The 15,271-nt window shown below is 71.7% G+C and carries 19 protein-coding genes; 11 read left to right on the top strand and 8 right to left on the bottom strand.

Annotation, left to right across the window (positions count from 1 at the left end):
* Positions 1-542: REP-associated tyrosine transposase (locus OG2516_RS20450; RefSeq protein ID WP_007256292.1), on the bottom strand; the 542-nt coding region annotated here is incomplete at its 3' end.
* 241 nt (positions 543-783) lie between these two features.
* On the opposite strand from OG2516_RS20450, the gene OG2516_RS13660 reads away from it, so the two are divergent.
* From OG2516_RS13660 to OG2516_RS13655, 3 genes are all read left to right on the top strand, one after another.
* Positions 784-990, top strand: a complete 207-nt coding sequence (locus OG2516_RS13660) for a cold-shock protein (protein ID WP_007256291.1) — start codon at positions 784-786, stop codon at positions 988-990.
* Positions 991-1,174: 184 nt separating this feature from the next.
* Positions 1,175-1,297: a hypothetical protein gene (locus tag OG2516_RS20900; protein WP_007256290.1), complete on the top strand. Its 123-nt coding sequence runs from the start codon at positions 1,175-1,177 to the stop codon at positions 1,295-1,297.
* A gap of 361 nt (positions 1,298-1,658) precedes the next feature.
* Positions 1,659-1,865, top strand: coding sequence for a cold-shock protein (locus OG2516_RS13655; RefSeq protein WP_040615867.1), 207 nt, complete (start codon positions 1,659-1,661; stop codon positions 1,863-1,865).
* A gap of 46 nt (positions 1,866-1,911) precedes the next feature.
* Here OG2516_RS13655 and OG2516_RS13650 read toward each other — a convergent pair whose 3' ends face one another.
* Both OG2516_RS13650 and OG2516_RS13645 read right to left on the bottom strand, forming a co-directional pair.
* A complete protein-coding gene (locus tag OG2516_RS13650; RefSeq protein ID WP_007256287.1) occupies positions 1,912-2,115 on the bottom strand; it encodes a dodecin family protein in 204 nt (67 codons plus the stop codon).
* A gap of 63 nt (positions 2,116-2,178) precedes the next feature.
* Entirely contained in the window at positions 2,179-2,892 is a 714-nt protein-coding gene (locus OG2516_RS13645; protein WP_007256286.1) for an arylesterase, read from the bottom strand.
* On the opposite strand from OG2516_RS13645, the gene OG2516_RS13640 reads away from it, so the two are divergent.
* Genes OG2516_RS13640 through OG2516_RS13630 form a run of 3 tightly spaced genes read left to right on the top strand, consistent with a single transcriptional unit; the run spans position 2,891 to position 6,671 of the window.
* Positions 2,891-3,583, top strand: coding sequence for an ABC transporter ATP-binding protein (locus OG2516_RS13640; protein ID WP_007256285.1), 693 nt, complete (start codon positions 2,891-2,893; stop codon positions 3,581-3,583). The genes OG2516_RS13645 and OG2516_RS13640 overlap by 2 nt on opposite strands.
* Positions 3,580-6,105 carry an ABC transporter permease gene (locus OG2516_RS13635; RefSeq protein ID WP_007256284.1) on the top strand — a complete coding sequence of 842 codons (2,526 nt, stop codon included), beginning with the start codon at positions 3,580-3,582 and terminating at the stop codon, positions 6,103-6,105. Before OG2516_RS13640 ends, OG2516_RS13635 begins: the two co-directional genes overlap by 4 nt.
* Entirely contained in the window at positions 6,102-6,671 is a 570-nt protein-coding gene (locus tag OG2516_RS13630) for a gamma-glutamylcyclotransferase family protein (RefSeq protein WP_007256283.1), read from the top strand. Before OG2516_RS13635 ends, OG2516_RS13630 begins: the two co-directional genes overlap by 4 nt.
* On the opposite strand, the gene OG2516_RS13625 is transcribed toward OG2516_RS13630, so the two are convergent.
* Positions 6,668-7,075: a DoxX family protein gene (locus tag OG2516_RS13625; protein WP_007256282.1), complete on the bottom strand. Its 408-nt coding sequence runs from the start codon at positions 7,073-7,075 to the stop codon at positions 6,668-6,670. The two genes, OG2516_RS13630 and OG2516_RS13625, sit on opposite strands and share 4 nt — an antisense overlap.
* A 156-nt stretch (positions 7,076-7,231) precedes the next feature.
* Complete coding sequence (gltX, locus tag OG2516_RS13620) at positions 7,232-8,551, bottom strand: glutamate--tRNA ligase (RefSeq protein WP_007256281.1); 1,320 nt, start codon at positions 8,549-8,551, stop codon at positions 7,232-7,234.
* Between the two features lie 47 nt (positions 8,552-8,598).
* Here gltX and OG2516_RS13615 point away from each other — a divergent pair, with 47 nt between their 5' ends.
* Both OG2516_RS13615 and OG2516_RS13610 read left to right on the top strand, forming a co-directional pair.
* On the top strand, positions 8,599-8,991 hold the full coding sequence (locus OG2516_RS13615; protein WP_007256280.1) for a metallopeptidase family protein: 393 nt from the start codon (positions 8,599-8,601) through the stop codon (positions 8,989-8,991).
* 136 nt (positions 8,992-9,127) lie between these two features.
* Complete coding sequence (locus OG2516_RS13610; RefSeq protein ID WP_007256279.1) at positions 9,128-10,075, top strand: 1-phosphofructokinase family hexose kinase; 948 nt, start codon at positions 9,128-9,130, stop codon at positions 10,073-10,075.
* A gap of 42 nt (positions 10,076-10,117) precedes the next feature.
* Here the strand turns inward: OG2516_RS13610 and OG2516_RS13605 are convergent, their stop codons facing one another.
* The 3 genes from OG2516_RS13605 to OG2516_RS13595 form a co-directional block, all read right to left on the bottom strand.
* The gene (locus OG2516_RS13605) at positions 10,118-10,549 is read right to left on the bottom strand and encodes a DUF1801 domain-containing protein (RefSeq protein WP_007256278.1); all 432 of its coding nucleotides are present in this window, start codon (positions 10,547-10,549) and stop codon (positions 10,118-10,120) included.
* A 49-nt stretch (positions 10,550-10,598) separates the two neighbouring features.
* Positions 10,599-11,222: an NAD(P)H-dependent oxidoreductase gene (locus tag OG2516_RS13600; RefSeq protein ID WP_007256277.1), complete on the bottom strand. Its 624-nt coding sequence runs from the start codon at positions 11,220-11,222 to the stop codon at positions 10,599-10,601.
* 162 nt (positions 11,223-11,384) lie between these two features.
* A complete protein-coding gene (locus OG2516_RS13595; protein WP_007256276.1) occupies positions 11,385-12,074 on the bottom strand; it encodes a DUF1236 domain-containing protein in 690 nt (229 codons plus the stop codon).
* Between the two features lie 351 nt (positions 12,075-12,425).
* Here OG2516_RS13595 and OG2516_RS13590 point away from each other — a divergent pair, with 351 nt between their 5' ends.
* The 3 genes from OG2516_RS13590 to OG2516_RS13580 are packed head-to-tail and all read left to right on the top strand — an operon-like array spanning position 12,426 to position 15,255.
* Positions 12,426-13,361: an aldo/keto reductase gene (locus tag OG2516_RS13590; protein WP_007256275.1), complete on the top strand. Its 936-nt coding sequence runs from the start codon at positions 12,426-12,428 to the stop codon at positions 13,359-13,361.
* Positions 13,358-14,431: an NAD(P)/FAD-dependent oxidoreductase gene (locus OG2516_RS13585; RefSeq protein WP_007256274.1), complete on the top strand. Its 1,074-nt coding sequence runs from the start codon at positions 13,358-13,360 to the stop codon at positions 14,429-14,431. The genes OG2516_RS13590 and OG2516_RS13585 overlap by 4 nt, the downstream gene beginning before the upstream one ends.
* Positions 14,432-14,439: 8 nt before the next feature.
* On the top strand, positions 14,440-15,255 hold the full coding sequence (locus OG2516_RS13580; protein WP_007256273.1) for a glycoside hydrolase family 25 protein: 816 nt from the start codon (positions 14,440-14,442) through the stop codon (positions 15,253-15,255).
* Positions 15,256-15,271: the final 16 nt, after the last annotated feature.

The following is a 15,271-nucleotide window of genomic DNA, read 5'->3' as shown; positions in this document are numbered from 1 at the left end:
GTCAGCCACTCCGGCTCCACCCGTCCCTCCCGAATATCCCGGTGGATCGACGACGCCGCCCAGTCCGCCGGATGGGCGACGTAGCCGTGCTTCACCGGGTCGTACCAGCAGTACCGCACGCACGCCGCGAACTCCTCCGGCCCGCGCACGTGGTGCTCCCAGAACAGCCGCTGCCACACCGCCTTCTCGCGCTTGTCCACCCGTAGGCCGGGCTTCAGCCCGGCATACCTCCCCGACCTCACGACCGGCAGCTCGCAAGGCTGCGGGGAGACCCGGCCGACCGCGCGGGTGAAGCGGGCCTTGATCGCGCCCCAGCGGCGGCCGTAGGCGCGGTCGCCGGGCGGGAGGGTCCAGACGGCGTGCAGGTGGTCGGGCAGGACCACGAAGGCGTCGATGCGGACCGGCGCCGCGGCCAGGGTCTCGTGCACGGCGGCGCGCAGCAGGTCGAGGTGATCGAGCAGCAGCGCCGCGCCACGATGTGCCAACCGGACGGTGAAAAAGATCGTCGCGCCGGTGCGCGCGGGGCGGAGGTAGTCGGACATGGCCCACCCTGCCCCGGCCAGGGTTAAGCCCGCGTTAGCGGCTTCCCGCCGAGCCTCCGGCGCCTGCTTCGCAGCTCTCTTGCCCCGAATCGCGCCCCGTGCCATACGCCCTACTGCTACCGATCTTCTCTTCGACCCTTCTGTTTTGCTGCTACGGCTCACCAACAGTTTCGAACCAGACGTGACAGAGCCGGGCTGCCGCATAGTGCGGGCAGCGCACGAGACTGAAAGGATGTTTCACATGGCCAAGGGCACCGTGAAATGGTTCAACTCCACCAAGGGCTTCGGCTTCATCGCTCCCGAGACCGGCGGTAAGGACGTCTTCGTCCACATCTCCGCCGTCGAGCGCGCCGGCCTCACCGGCCTCGCCGACGACCAGAAAGTGACCTACGACGTCGAAGCCGGCCGCGATGGCCGCGAGAGCGCCGTCAACATCCAGCTCGCCTGAGCCGGACCGGGCGGAGCTTCCGACCCAACGAATTCAGGGAAAGGCGCGCCTCCGGGCGCGCCTTTTTCGTGTGCGCTATGCGATAGCGGCGCGGTGCGAGCGGCCTGCAGCGCGCTGCTTTTGCCCAGCCCGCCGCGCCGGACCCATCGTCGATCCATCACCCCGCTGACAAAGGATCGCCCCGATGACGCGCCAGAGCCCTTCCCCGCGCCACGCCCAGCCCCGCCCGCAGCCCGCTCCGGTGACGCGGCAGCCCGGCTCGCGCGGCCCCGCCACCTTCCGCTTCACCGACTTCGCCGCCCTGTGAGGTCCGAAAGCGACATGGAACTGTCGCGCCGGGCACATGTTGGTCTTCCAACGACGCACCCAAGGAACTGGATAGCCCCGCCATGAAGTCCCGCCGCGACACCCCTCCGCCGCCCCAGACCTACCGCCTGCCGCAGCCCGGTCCCGCCAAGCCCGTCCGGCACCGCTTCACCGATTTCGCCCTGATCTGAGGCCACGCGCCTCCCCTTGTCCGGGGCCGAACCGCTCGCTAACCTGGGTCTGCGACGTTACCTCGGATCACTGTCTCTACCGGTCCTCCAAGGCTCCTCGAAGACACGACCCAAGCTATGACGAGCCGGGCCGCTGCATGTTGCGAGCGGCGAAACCAGGGAGACAGACGGATGGCGACTGGGACCGTCAAATGGTTCAATTCAACCAAAGGTTATGGTTTCATTGCTCCTGACGGGGGCAGCAAGGATGTGTTCGTGCACATCAGTGCCGTCGAGCGCAGCGGGCTGACCGACCTGCGCGACGACCAGAAAGTGACGTTCGATATCGAACCCGGACGCGACGGGCGCGAGAGCGCCGTCAACCTCGCGCTGGCCTGAGCCGGCGCGCGAAGGGCGGGCCGGGGCCCGCCCTTCCTGCAGCAGATCAATCGTTGAGAATGAAGGTGACCTTCAGCGCCACCCGGTAGGCGGTGATCTCGCCGTCGGTGACCTCGACGGTCTGGTCGTTGACCCAGGCGCCCTTCACGTTCTTGAGCGTCTTCGACGCCCGCGCGATCCCCTGCTTCACGGCATCGTCGAAGGACGAGTTCGATTCGGCGATGATCTCTGTGACCTTGGCAACGGACATGGCTGGTCCCTCCTGAGTGGTGAACGATGTGAGGGCAACGCGGGCCCCGCCCTCACGTTCCCCTCACTCCGCCACCGTCTGCGCCGCCGCCTGCGCCGAGGCCGCCTCCACCAGCTTCAGCACCTCCGGCCCGATCGCCTCCACGATCAGCGCCACGCCCTCGGCGTTGGGATGCAGCCCGTCGGCCTGGAAGTAGCGCTGGGCCGCGCCCGAGGTGTCCTCGGCGGTGTCGAGCGCGGCGAAGAAGTCGGGGTAGAGCGGCACGTCGAACTCGTCGGCGAGGTCGGTGTACATGCCGTCGAAGGCGATCCGATAGTCGGCGCCGTAATTGTTGGAGGCCGGGATCGCCACCAGCAGCGTCTCCAGCCCCGCCTCCCGCGACGCCTCGAGGATGCCGGCGAGGTTCTCCCGGCTCACCGCCGGATCGATGCCGCGCAGGAAGTCGTTGGCGCCGAGTTCGAGGATCATCGCGTCGGTGTCGCCGGTGATCGCCCAGTCCACCCGCGCGAGCCCGCCCGCCGTCGTGTCGCCCGAGACGCCGGCGTTCACCACGTTCACGTCCGCCCCCTGCGCCAGCAGCCACGCCTCGAGCTGCGGCACGAAGCCCTGCCCGGCCGGTAGCCCGTAGCCCGCGGTGAGGCTGTCGCCGAGCGCCGCGATGGTCACCGTCTCGGCATTGGCCGCGCACCCGGCGAGCGCGATTGCCGCCACGCTGTTGCAGCCCGCGCGGACCGCCCCATATCGGAGTGAACCGAACAGTCCGGAAAGCCGCTCCATGACCGATCCCGTCCTCTCGCTGAATGACGTCTCGCTCTCGCTGATGGGCAACGCCGGACGGGTCGATATCCTGCACGACATCTCGCTCGAGGTCGCGCGCGGGGAAACACTGGGGCTGGTGGGGCCGAGTGGGTCGGGCAAATCTTCGCTCCTGATGCTCATGGGCGGGCTGGAGAGCGCCTCGTCGGGCTCGATCCGGGCCGTTGGGCAGGATCTGAGCGCGATGAACGAGGACGGCCTGGCCCGGTTTCGCAGGGACAATATGGGGGTGGTGTTCCAGTCCTTCCACCTGATCCCGACGATGACCGCGCTGGAGAACGTCGCGACGCCGTTGGAACTCGCCGGCGCGCGCGACGCCTTCGAGCGCGCCAGCGCCGAGCTCGATGCCGTCGGTCTCGGCACCCGCAAGGATCACTACCCGGCGCAGATGTCGGGCGGCGAGCAGCAGCGCGTCGCCCTCGCCCGCGCCTCGGCGCCACGCCCGAAGATCCTGCTCGCCGACGAGCCGACGGGCAACCTCGACGAAGCCAGCGGCGGCGCGATCGTCGAGCTGCTGTTCGGCCTGCGCGACCGCCACGGCGCGACGCTGGTGATGGTGACGCACTCGATGGAGCTGGCCAACCGCTGCGACCGCGTCGTGCGGCTGCGCGACGGGCGGATTGAGGCTCCGGCGCGGGCTGCCGCCGAATGAGCTGGCCCGTCGCCGCGCGCATCGCCCGCCGCGAGCTGCGGGGCGGGCTGAAGGGCTTCCGCATCTTCCTCGCCTGCCTCGCCCTCGGCGTCGCCGCCATCGCCGCCGTCGGCACCGTGCGCGCCTCGATCCAGGCCGGGCTCGAGCGCGAGGGCGCGGCGCTGCTCGGCGGCGACGCGGAGGTCGAGTTCACCTACCGCTTCGCCCGCGACGCCGAGCGCGCCTGGATGGAGGGCATCGCCGACGCGGTCTCCGAGACGGTCGACTTCCGCTCCCTCGCCGTCGTGCCCCGCGACGAGCCGGAGCGCGCGCTCACCCAGGTGCGCGGCGTCGACGCGCTCTACCCGCTCGTCGGGGCGGTCGAGCTCGACCCGCCGATGCCACTTGCCGACGCCTTCGCGGGCACCGGCGAGCGGCCGGGCGCGGTCATGGAGCGCATCCTCGCCGACCGCCTCGCCCTCGCCCCGGGCGACACGTTCCGGCTCGGCGAGCAGACCTTCGTGCTCTCCGCCCTGCTCGAGCGCTACCCCGACAATTCCGGCGGCGGCTTCTCGCTGGGGCCGCGCACGCTGGTGCTGACCGACGATCTCGCCGGCTCCGGCCTGATCCAGGAAGGCACGCTCTTCGAGACCGACTACCGCCTCGACCTGCCCGATGGCGCCGACCTCGCCGCGCTCGAGGCCGAGGCGGAGGCGCGGTTCCGCGACAGCGGCCTGCGCTGGCGCGACGCCCGCGAGGGCGCGCCGGGGCTGACCCGCTTCGTCGACCGGCTCGGCGCGTTCCTCGTGCTCGTCGGGCTGTCGGGCCTCGCGGTCGGCGGCGTCGGCGTGTCCTCGGCGGTGCGCGCCTACCTCGACGGCAAGGTCGAGACGATTGCCACCCTGCGCACCCTCGGCGCGAGCCGCGCCACCATCTTCCGCACCTACTTCCTGCAGATCGGCGCGCTGACCCTCCTCGGCATCACCCTCGGCCTGCTGCTCGGCGCGCTCGCCCCGCTGCTCGCCGCGCCGCTGATCGAGCCGCGCCTGCCGATCCCCGCCGAGTTCGGCCTCTATCCCGGCCCGCTCCTCGAGGCGGCGCTCTACGGCCTGCTCGCGGCGCTGATCTTCACCCTCTGGCCGCTGGGCCGGATCGACGAGATCCGCGCCGCGACCCTGTTCCGCGACGCCTTCGCCGCCGGCCGCCCGCTGCCCGCGCCGCGCTTCCTCGTCGTGACGGCGCTGCTCGTCGCCGCCCTCGTCGGCGCGGCGATCGCCTTCTCCGGCACGGTCTGGCTGACGCTCTGGACCGCCGGCGGCATCGCCGGGGCGCTGCTGCTGCTCGCGCTCGCCGCCCTCGTCGCGCGGCGCACCGCCCGCGCCGGCGCCCGGCTCTCGCGCGGCCGCCCCGCCCTGCGCCTCGCGCTCGGCGCGATCTCCGCGCGCGGCGGCGACGCCACCTCCGTCGTGCTGTCGCTCGGGCTCGGGTTGGCGGTGCTCGCGGCCGTCGGCCAGATCGACGGCAACCTGCGCAGCGCGATCTCCGACGAATTGCCCGACGTCGCGCCGAGCTACTTCTTCGTCGACATCCAGCCCGACCAGATCGACGGCTTCCGCACCCGGCTCGACACCGACCCGGCCGTCAGCCGGGTGGACAGCGCGCCGATGCTGCGCGGCATCATCACGCGGATCAACGACATCCCCGCCGAAGAATTCGCCGAAGGCCACTGGGTCGTGCAAGGCGACCGCGGCCTCACCTACGCCGCGGAGATGGGCGACGACACCACCCTCACCGCCGGGACATGGTGGCCCGCCGACTACGACGGCCCGCCCCTCGTCAGCTTCTCCGCCGAGGAGGCCGCCGAGATCGGCCTCGCACTCGGCGACGAGATCACCGTCAACATCCTCGGGCGCGACATCACCGCCGAGGTGGCGAGCTTCCGCGAGGTGAATTTCGAGACCGCCGGGATCGGCTTCGTCATGTCGATGAACCCGACCGCCCTCGCCGGCGCGCCGCATTCGTGGATCGCCACCGTGTACGCCGAGCCCGAGGCCGAGGCCGCCATCCTGCGCGACCTCGCGAGCGCCTACCCCAACATCACCGCCATCCGCGTGCGCGACGCCATCGACCGCGTCGTGGAGCTGCTCTCGGGCATCGCCGCCGCCACCCGCTACGGCGCGGCCGCGACGCTGCTGACGGGCTTCCTCGTGCTGATCGGCGCCGCCGTCGCGGGCGAGCGCGCGCGCACCTACGAAAGCGCCATCCTCAAGACGCTGGGCGCCCCCCGCGCCCGGATCCTCGCCAGCTTCGCCCTGCGCGCGGCGCTCCTCGGCCTCGCGGCAGGGCTGGTGGCGCTGGCGGCGGGCATCGCCGGCGGCTGGGCGGTGATGCGCTTCATCATGGAGAGCGACTTCTCGGTGATGTGGCCCTCCGCGCTCGCCATCGTCGCCGGCGGCGTCCTGGCGAGCCTGCTCGCCGGGCTCGCCTTCGCGCTGCGGCCGCTGGCGGCCAAGCCCGCGCGCGTGCTACGAGCACGGGAATGACCGCGCAGTTCTTCGGCTACGGAAGCCTCGTCAACCTCGCCACCCACAGCTACCCCGGCGCCCGCCCGGCCCGCCTCTCCGGCTGGCGGCGCGTCTGGCGGCACTCCACCTTGCGCCCCGTCGCCTTCCTCAGCGTCGAGCGCCATGCCGGCAGCGAGATCGAGGGGGTCGTCGCCGAGGTGCCTGATGGCGACTGGGCCGCCCTCGACGAGCGCGAGCGCGCCTATGTCCGCCGCGACGTGACCGACGAGGTGACCCATGCCGGCCCCCGTGCCGAGACGGCGGTCTACGAGGTCCACGAGGGCCACCTCGCCCCGCCCGACACCGCCCACCCGGTGCTGCTGAGCTACGTCGAGACGGTGATGCTGGGCTACCTGCACATCTACGGCGAGGCCGGGATCCACCGCTTCGCCGCCAGCACGGAGGGCTGGCACGCCCCGATCATGGACGACCGCGACCTGCCCCTCTACCCACGCCACCAGCGCCCCTCCGAGGAAGAGCGCCGGTTCATCGACGCGACGATCGCCGCGCTCGGTTGCACCCTGATCGCGCCGAGCGCGCTCTAGGTGGCTGCGCCGGCGGGCGCCGCGCCGCGGCGGGCGTCGAGGCTCAGCGGGCCCGGGCCGGCGAAGGTAATGTAGAGGAAGATGAAGCTCCACAGGATCGCCGCGTCGCCGCCGTTGAGCGTGGGGAAGAAGCTCTGCGGCGCGTGCGCCATGAAGTAGGCCACCGCCATCGTCCCCGACAGCACGAAGGCCACGGGCCGGGTGAAAAGGCCGACGAGGATGAGCACGCCGCCCACCACCTCGAGCACGCCGGCGAGGCCGAAGATCGACAGCAGCGGCGGCGAGAATTCGGCTGCCGGGAAGCCGAACAGCTTCTGGGTGCCGTGGGCGATGAAGGGCAGCGCGATGGCGATGCGCAGGACGCTGAGCATCAGCGGTCTGTAACGGTCGAGAGTGGAGGTCATGGCGAGCTTCCTTGGCTGAGTTGACCCGCCCTACCTACTCCTTCGCGCTCACGCACGGTACAGCCAAAGCCAAACGGCTTCTGCGCGCCGCTGCACAAGTCTCTGTCCTGCAAATATCCCCGCCGGAGGCTCCGCCCCCGGCCACGGGCGCCGCCGTCAGAGGCGCGGCTTCACCTGCATCAGCCGCATCACGTCGGCCATCTCCGGCCCCCGCTCCAGCCCCGTCACCGCGCGGCGCAGCGGCATGAACAGCCCCTTGCCCTTGCGCCCCGTCGCCTCCTTGACCGCGTTGGTCCAGTCGCGCCAGGTGTCGGGACCGTAGGGCGGCTCGCCGAGCAGCTCGAGCGCCTCGGCGACGAACGCGCGGTCCTCCTCGGCGACGATGGCCTTGCCGCCCTCGTGGAACATCGCCCACCAGCCCGCCATGTCGTCGAGCCGGTCGATGTTCTCGCGCACCACGTCCCAAAAGACCGGCCCCAGCTCCTCGGGCACGCCGAGGGCGCGCACCCGCTCGGCGACCTCCGCGTAGGGGCGCTGGGACAGCCAGCGGTGGGTCAGCGGCACGAGGTCGTCGCTGTCGAACTTGGTCGGCGCGGAGCCGAAGCTCTCGAGGTCGAAGCCGGCGACCACCTCCGCGACGCTCTCGCGCAGCTCCACCGGGTCGGACGAGCCGAGGCGCGCCATCAGCGACAGCACCGCCATCGGCGCGATGCCGCGGGCGCGCAGGTCGCGCAGCGCGAGCGTGCCGAGGCGCTTGGACAGCGCCTCGCCCTGCGGACCGGTCAGCAGCGAATGGTGCGCGAAGCGCGGCTTGGTGCCGCCGAGCGCCTCGATGATCTGGATCTGCGTGGCGGTGTTGGTGACGTGGTCGGAGCCGCGCACGATGTCGGTGATGCCCATCTCGATATCGTCGACGACGGAGGCGAAGGTGTAGAGCACCTGCCCGTCGGCGCGGATCAGCACCGGGTCGGAGACGGAGGCGGCGTCGATGGAGATGTCGCCGAGGATGCCGTCTGTCCACTCGATCCGCTCGAGGTCGAGCTTGAAGCGCCAGTAGCCGCCGCGCTCCTCGCGCAGCCGGTCCTTCTCGGCGTCCGACAGCTCGAGCGCGGCGCGGTCGTAGACCGGCGGGCGGCCCATGTTGAGCTGCTTCTTGCGCTTGAGGTCCAGCTCCGTGGGGCTCTCGAAGCACTCGTAGAGCCGCCCCGCCTCGATCAGCCGCGCCTTCGCGGCCTCGTAGCGGTCGAGCCGGTCGGACTGCCGCTCGATGCGGTCCCAGTCGAGGCCCAGCCAGATCAGGTCTTCCTGGATGGCGTCGACGTATTGCTGCTTCGACCGCTCCGGGTCGGTGTCGTCGATGCGCAGCACGAAGGTGCCGCCGGCCTGGCGCGCGATGGCGTAGTTGAACAGCGCGGCACGCAGGTTGCCGATGTGCAGATAGCCGGTGGGAGACGGGGCGAAACGGGTGGTTGTCATGGGCCGAGGCTCTTTCACAGCCCGCGGCTTTTGTCCATATCGGCGGCATGGACAAGACCGCCCCCAGCACCGACGAGATCGAGGAGATGGCCCGCCAGACGGTGGAGGCGCTGCCCGAGCAGTTCCGCGCCGCCGCACGGCAGGTGGCGATCCGCGTCGTCGACTTCCCGCCCGACGACATCCTGCGCGAGATGGAGGCCGATCCGTTCGAGCTGTCGGGCCTCTACGACGGGGTGCCGCTGACGCAGAAATCGGTGATGGACGTGCCCGCCGGTCCCGACGTGGTCTGGCTGTTCCGCCGTCCGCTGCTCGACGAGTGGGCCGAGCGCGGCAACGTCACCTTCGCCGACCTCGTCGCCCACGTCACGGTGCACGAGTTCGCCCACCATTTCGGCTGGTCCGACGACGACATCGCCGCGATCGACCGATGGTGGGAGTGAGGCGCCGCGATCCCGTCGCCGTAGGCCGGGCTTCAGCCCGGCCCCGCCCACCGCCGCCCGTCCGCGCCACCGCGCTCTTCACACCGGCGGCGCGCGCTGGCAGGTTGCCGGCGACCAGGCCACATGGAGCCGCTCGATGCGCGACATCCTCACCGTCACCCTGAACCCGGCGCTCGACCTCGCCACCGAGGTGGCGCACGTCCAGCCCAACGTGAAGCTGCGCTGCGGCCCGCCCGACCTCGATCCGGGCGGCGGCGGGCTCAACGTCGCCCGCGCGATCCACCAGCTCGGCGGCAGCGCGCGCTGCTTCGTGGCGCTCGGCGGCGACACCGGGCAGTCGCTGCTCAACCTGCTGACCCGCGCCGGGCTCACCCCCGTCGTGCACGACGCGCCCGGCGAGACCCGCCAGAGCCTCGCGGTGAGTGACCTCGAGACCAACGACCAGTTCCGCTTCATGCTGCCCGGCCCGGAATGGTCGCGCGCCGACATCGACGGCGCCCGCAAGGCGCTGCTCGACGCGGCGACGGGCGACGGCTTCCTGGTGCTGTCGGGCAGCGGCCCCGCGGGCGCGGCGCCCGACCTCTACGCCCGCATCTGCGAAGACTTCGCGGGCACCGGCGAGGAGATCATCCTCGACACATCCGGCCCCGCCCTCGCCCACCTCGCGGCCGGGCAGGCCAAGCCGCCCTTCGTGCTGCGCATGGACCAGCACGAGGCCGAGGAGCTCGCCCGCCGGCCGCTCGCCAGCCGCGCCGACAGCGCCGCCTTCGCCCGCAGCCTCGTCGAGCGCGGCGCGGCGCGGCTGGTGATCGTGGCGCGCGGCGCGGACGGATCCACCATGGCCGACGCCGAGCGCAAGCTCCACGTCACGGCCGCCCCGGTGCGGGTCAATTCCAAGGTCGGCGCGGGCGACAGCTTCGTCGGCGGCTTCACCATGGCACTCGCCCGCGGCGGGTCCGTCGAGGCCGCGCTCAGCCACGGCGCCGCCGCCGCGAGCGCCGCGGTCATGACGCCGGGCACCCAGCTCTGCCACCGCGAGGACATGGAGCGGCTGTTGCCGGAGTGCCGGGTGAGCGAGCTTTAGGGGCCGGGGTGCGCGGCCGGGGGTGCGCGATGAATGCGCACCCTACGGGGTGACGGTGTGGCGGCGGGAGAGGTCGGCCAGGCCGGCGCGCACGATCTCCTCGAGCACGGCCTCGTCGATGTCGGCGAGCTTGTTGATGTAGAGGCAGGACTTGCCGATCTTGTGCTTGCCGAGGCGGGCGAGCAGGTCGGAGAAGTCGGCATAGCCCGGCATGATGTAGATCGACAGGTTGGCCTTGCGCGGACTGAAGCCGGTGGCGAGGAAATCGCCCTCGCGGCCGGTCTCGTAGCGGTAGTGGTAGGAGCCGTAGCCGACGATGGCGGGCCCCCACATGCGCGGCTCCCAGCCCGTCACCCGCCGGAACAGCGCGTCGAGCGCGTGGCCGTCGGCGCGCCGAACCGGGTGTTCAACCGAGTCAAGAAACTCCCGCACCGGTTGCCCGGTCGGGACCGTCTTGTTGCCGCTGTCCGCCATTTGCCTGTCCTCCCGGCCCCTGCTTAGCACGGAGCCGGGAGGAAGGAAGTCACTCGGCCGGTTCGAGCTCGCGGGTCGGGGCGGACACGAGCCGCGTGGTGAACTCCACCAGGCGCCGCGCCTGGTGCGCTACGGAGCGCCGGCCGGTCTCGTCGAATGCGCCCGCCTTGGCGGAGTAGCCGTACGGATTGCCGCCGTCCTCGAACTTGACGCCGTCGGTGTAGCCCGGCGGCACGAGGATCGCTCCCCAGTGCATCGCCGAGGTGTAGAGGCTCTGCAGCGTCATCTCGACGCCGCCGTTGGCGTTGCCGGCGCTGGCGGTCGCGGTGAAGGTCTTGTTGGCGAGCTTGCCCGCCTGCCAGGCCGGGCCGAGCGTGTCGATGAAGGCGCGCAGCTGGCTGGCGGGGACGCCGTAGCGGGTGGGGGTGCTGACGAAGAAGCCGTCGGCCCAGATCATGTCCTCGGGCGTGGCGACGGGGATGTCGGCCATCTTCTCGACCTGCGCCTTCCACGGCTCCTGCCCGTTCACCACCTCCTCGGGGGCGGTCTCACGGGCGCGCACGAGGCGGACCTCGGCGCCGGCGGCGCGGGCCGCATCGGCGGCGGTGCGGGCGATCTCGTGGTTGGTGCCGTAGGTGCTGTAGAACAGCACGGTGATCTTGGGAGTGCTCATGGAGCTACCTCTTCTCCGGGTGCGAAAGTTATCTCGTGAGCGATACCTAACCCCTCCATCTGGAGAGAGAAGACGCCGGATCGCGCCGAACGTGTGCGCAGACGCACGAAAAGGGGGCTGCGCCAGCTGGCACAGCCCCCGGGTGGTGCTATCCGAGAGGGATCAGCGGATCGCGCGAACGATCACGCCGGTCTCGGCGTCGACGATCACCGGCACCTGGTTCACGGTGAGGTACTGGTAGCCGTCGACCTGCGGCAGGTCGTACATCGTGACGCTGTCGGGCACGGCGGCACCGACGACGACTTCGCCGTCGAGGTAGATCGTCTCGACCGGGTTCTCGCGCACGTAGGTCACGGTTTCCTCGACCTCGTCGGTGGCCTCGGCACCGGCGGCGGCACCGAAGATACCCGACGCGACAATACCGGCGGCCGGGCCGCCCAGCGCGTAGGCGCTCAGCGCACCGAGGGTCGCCCCGGCACCGGCGCCGACGCTCTGCTCGGTATCGGTCGCCTCACGCTCGTAGGTCAGGGTCTCGACCTCGACGCTCGCCGGACGCTGGGCGACGATGACCCGCTCCTCGGCCTCCGCCTCGGCTTCGACCGCGAGGTACTGGTCGTAGGACCAGCCGGTCGTGCCGTCGTAGGTGACTTCGCACCAGTTGCCGTTCTCGAGGCAGCCCTCGACGGTCACGTTGCCGTCCTCGGGAATGACGCCGACGACCTCGAAGTCGGGGCCCGGGCCGGAGCGGATGTTGAGATCGGTGATGACGCCCGCTTCAAACGGCGCGGCCATGACGGGCGCGGCGGTCACGAGGGCGATGGCGGATGCAGTCAGCAGAGTACGCGTTTTCATTTGGAGTCTCCTCCTTTGGCTAGCGACCCGGCGCCACCGATATGGCGGACGCTCCAGCGGATCGCTTGGACGCCCTAGAAATTCCGGTCTCCCCCGTCCGGTTCCAGCAAGGGAGCACGTCTTACCTTGCGAAAAGCAGACGTCCGCGCCCGGTTTCGCGCAGAATCGGCAAACATCGGCCGACCCCTGATCGGACCCTTGCGCGGCGTTGCCTCAGGAAAGCCGCCGGTCCGCGCCAATCGCCCGCCCGTTCGGCAATTAGCCGCCCAGTCCGGCCCGTCTCCGGCGGCGCCCTCACGGCCCGGGACGCGGCCTCTTCCCCTCCCCCGGTGGGCGTGGCAGCGTCGCGCCATGACACAGACATACAAGACCCTGTCGGGCCGGCCGCTCTCCGCCCTCACCTTCGGCACCATGCAATTCGGCGGCAATGCCGACGCGGCCGAGAGCCGCGCCATGTACGACGCCGCCCGCGCCGCCGGGATCAACCACTTCGACACCGCCGTCGGCTACACCGACGGCGCGAGCGAGGAGGTCACCGGCCGGCTGATCGCTCACGAGCGCGGGGACGTCTTCCTCGCCACCAAGGTCGCCTACGCCGGCGGCGCGGGGCGCGACAACATCCGCACCCAGTTCGACCAGAGCCGCCGCCAGCTCGGACACGACAGCGTCGACCTGCTCTACATCCACCGCTTCCACCCGGAATCGGACCCGCAGGAGACCTTCTCCACCCTCGCCGAGATGCAGGAGCAGGGGCTGGTGCGCCACATCGGCGTCTCCAACTACGCCGCCTGGCAGGTGATGAAGGCGCAGGCCGTCGCGCACGCGCTCGGCACCCGGATCGACGCGATCCAGCCGATGTACTCGCTGGTGAAGCGGCAGGCCGAGGTCGAGCTGTTCCCGATGTGCGACGACCAGGGCATCGGCATCCACGCCTATTCGCCGCTCGGGGGCGGGCTGCTGACGGGCAAGTATACCGGCGGCGGCACGGGCCGGCTGACCGAGAACGAGATGTACCGCAAGCGCTACGCGGCCGACATCTACCGCGCCGCCGCCGAGAAGCTCGGCGAGATCGCCGCCGAGGCCGGCGCCCACCCGGCGACGCTCGCCGTCGCCTGGGCGGCGGCGCATCCGGCGCGGCCCTCGCCGATCATCTCCGCCCGGTCGCTCGAACAGCTGCGCCCGTCGCTCGCCGCCGTCGACTACCGGCTCGACGACACCCTCTACGACCGTCTCGCCGCGCTGGTGCCCGCGCCGCCCAAGGCGACCGACCGCGCGGAAGAGGCATGAGCGACATCCTCGTCATCGGCGGCGGCATCGCCGGCACCTCGGCGGCGGCGCGGCTGTCGCATCTCGGGCAGGTGACGCTGCTCGAGCGCGAGAGCGCCCTCGCCCACCACGCCTCGGGCCGCTCGGCGGCGCTGTTCGACATCAGCTACGGCCAGCCCACCACCGTCGCGCTCAACCGCGCCAGCCAGGAGTACCTCGAGACCGCCAACGGCGGCGTGCTGTCGACGCGCGGGCTGATGGTGATCGGCAGCGAGGAGACCGCCGAGGCGTTCGAGCACGACGCCGACACGATGGGGCTGGAACGCATCGAGATCGACGCCGCGCGCTCGCTGTTCCCGATCCTCGCGCCGCACATCGACCGCGCGGGCTTCGAGGCCGCCGCCTGGGACATCGACACCGACCTGCTGCTGCAGAACTTCGCCCGCGAGCTGCGCGGCAACGGCGGACGGATCGTCACCGGCGCCGACGTCACCGCCATCGCGCGCGATGGCAAGCGCTGGGCCGTCACCGCCGGGGGCGAGACCCACGAGGCGGAACTGCTGGTCAACGCCGCCGGCGCCTGGGTCGACGAGATCGCCAGGCTCGCCGGCGTCGCGCCGCTCGGCGTCACGCCCCTGCGCCGCTCGATGGCGCGGATTCCCGCGCCGGGCGGGCTCGACGTCAACGGCTGGCCGATGGTCGTCGGCGCGGGCGAGACCTGGTACTGCAAGCCCGACGCCGGGGCGCTGATCGTGTCGCCCGCCGAGGAAGACCCCGCCGAGCCGCACGACGCCTGGGCCGACGACATGGTGCTCGCCGAGGGGCTGGCGCGCTACGAGGCGGCCGTCACCGAGCCGGTGACCCGGATGCTCGCCAACTGGGCCGGCCTGCGCACCTTCTCCCCCGACCGCGGCCTCGTGCTCGGACGCGACCCGGCCGTGCCGGAGTTCGTCTGGTGCGCCGGGCAAGGCGGCTACGGCTTCCAGACCTCCCCCGCCGCGAGCGCCCTGCTCGCCGACCTCGTCGCCGGCCGCAGGCCGGAGCTCGACCCGCCCATCGTCGACGGCCTGTCCCCCGCCCGCTTCACCTGAGAGGCCCCATGCGCCCGCTGTCCTGCCTGCTGCTCGCCACGCTGCTCCTGCTCCCGGCCTGCGGCGGCGGGCAACGCGATGCGGCCGTCGCCGTCACCTCCGCCACCAGCGCGCCGCGCGACTATGCCGGGCGGCCGAGCGGCTTCGGCGACGCCGACCCGCACGAGTGGGAGCGCCCGCCCTACGGGCTGCCGGTCCACGGCGTGGACGTCTCGCGCTACAACACCGGCATCGACTGGGCGCGCGCGGCGGCGAGCGGCGTCTCCTTCGCCTACATCAAGGCGACCGAGGGCGGCGACCGGGTCGATCCGCTGTTCCGCCAGCACTGGGCCGACACCGCCCGTGCCGGCATCCCGCGCGGGGCCTACCACTTCTACTACCATTGCCGCCCGGGCCGCGAGCAGGCGGCATGGTTCATCGCCACGGTGCCGAAGGATCCGCACATGCTGCCGCCGGTGCTCGACGTTGAGTGGACCCCGACCTCGCCCACCTGCACCCGCCGCCCGCCCGCCGCCGAGGTCCGCCGCGAGATGCGCGACTTCCTCGAGATCGTCGCCGCCCACTACGGCGTGCGCCCGCTGATCTACACCGCCACCGACTTCTTCGCCGACAACGGCCTCGCCAGCTTCACCGGCTACGAGTGGTGGCTGCGCGCCGTCTCCGCGCACCCCGGCGAGCGCTACCCGGGCACCCGCTGGACCTTCTGGCAATACAGCGGCACCGGCCTCGCCCCCGGCTTCCCCGGCCAGATCGACCTCAACGCCTTCAACGGCTCCCCCGCCGCCTTCGCCCGCTGGCGCGCCGCGCGTACGCCACCGCCGTAGCCGACCCGTAGGCCGG

Origin of the sequence: Oceanicola granulosus HTCC2516, assembly GCF_000153305.1 — a bacterium.
In the GTDB taxonomy this organism is placed as follows: Bacteria; Pseudomonadota; Alphaproteobacteria; order Rhodobacterales; family Rhodobacteraceae; genus Oceanicola; species Oceanicola granulosus.
The sequence above is the reverse complement of the archived record's forward strand: the minus strand, read 5'-3'. Positions and strand labels throughout refer to the sequence as shown.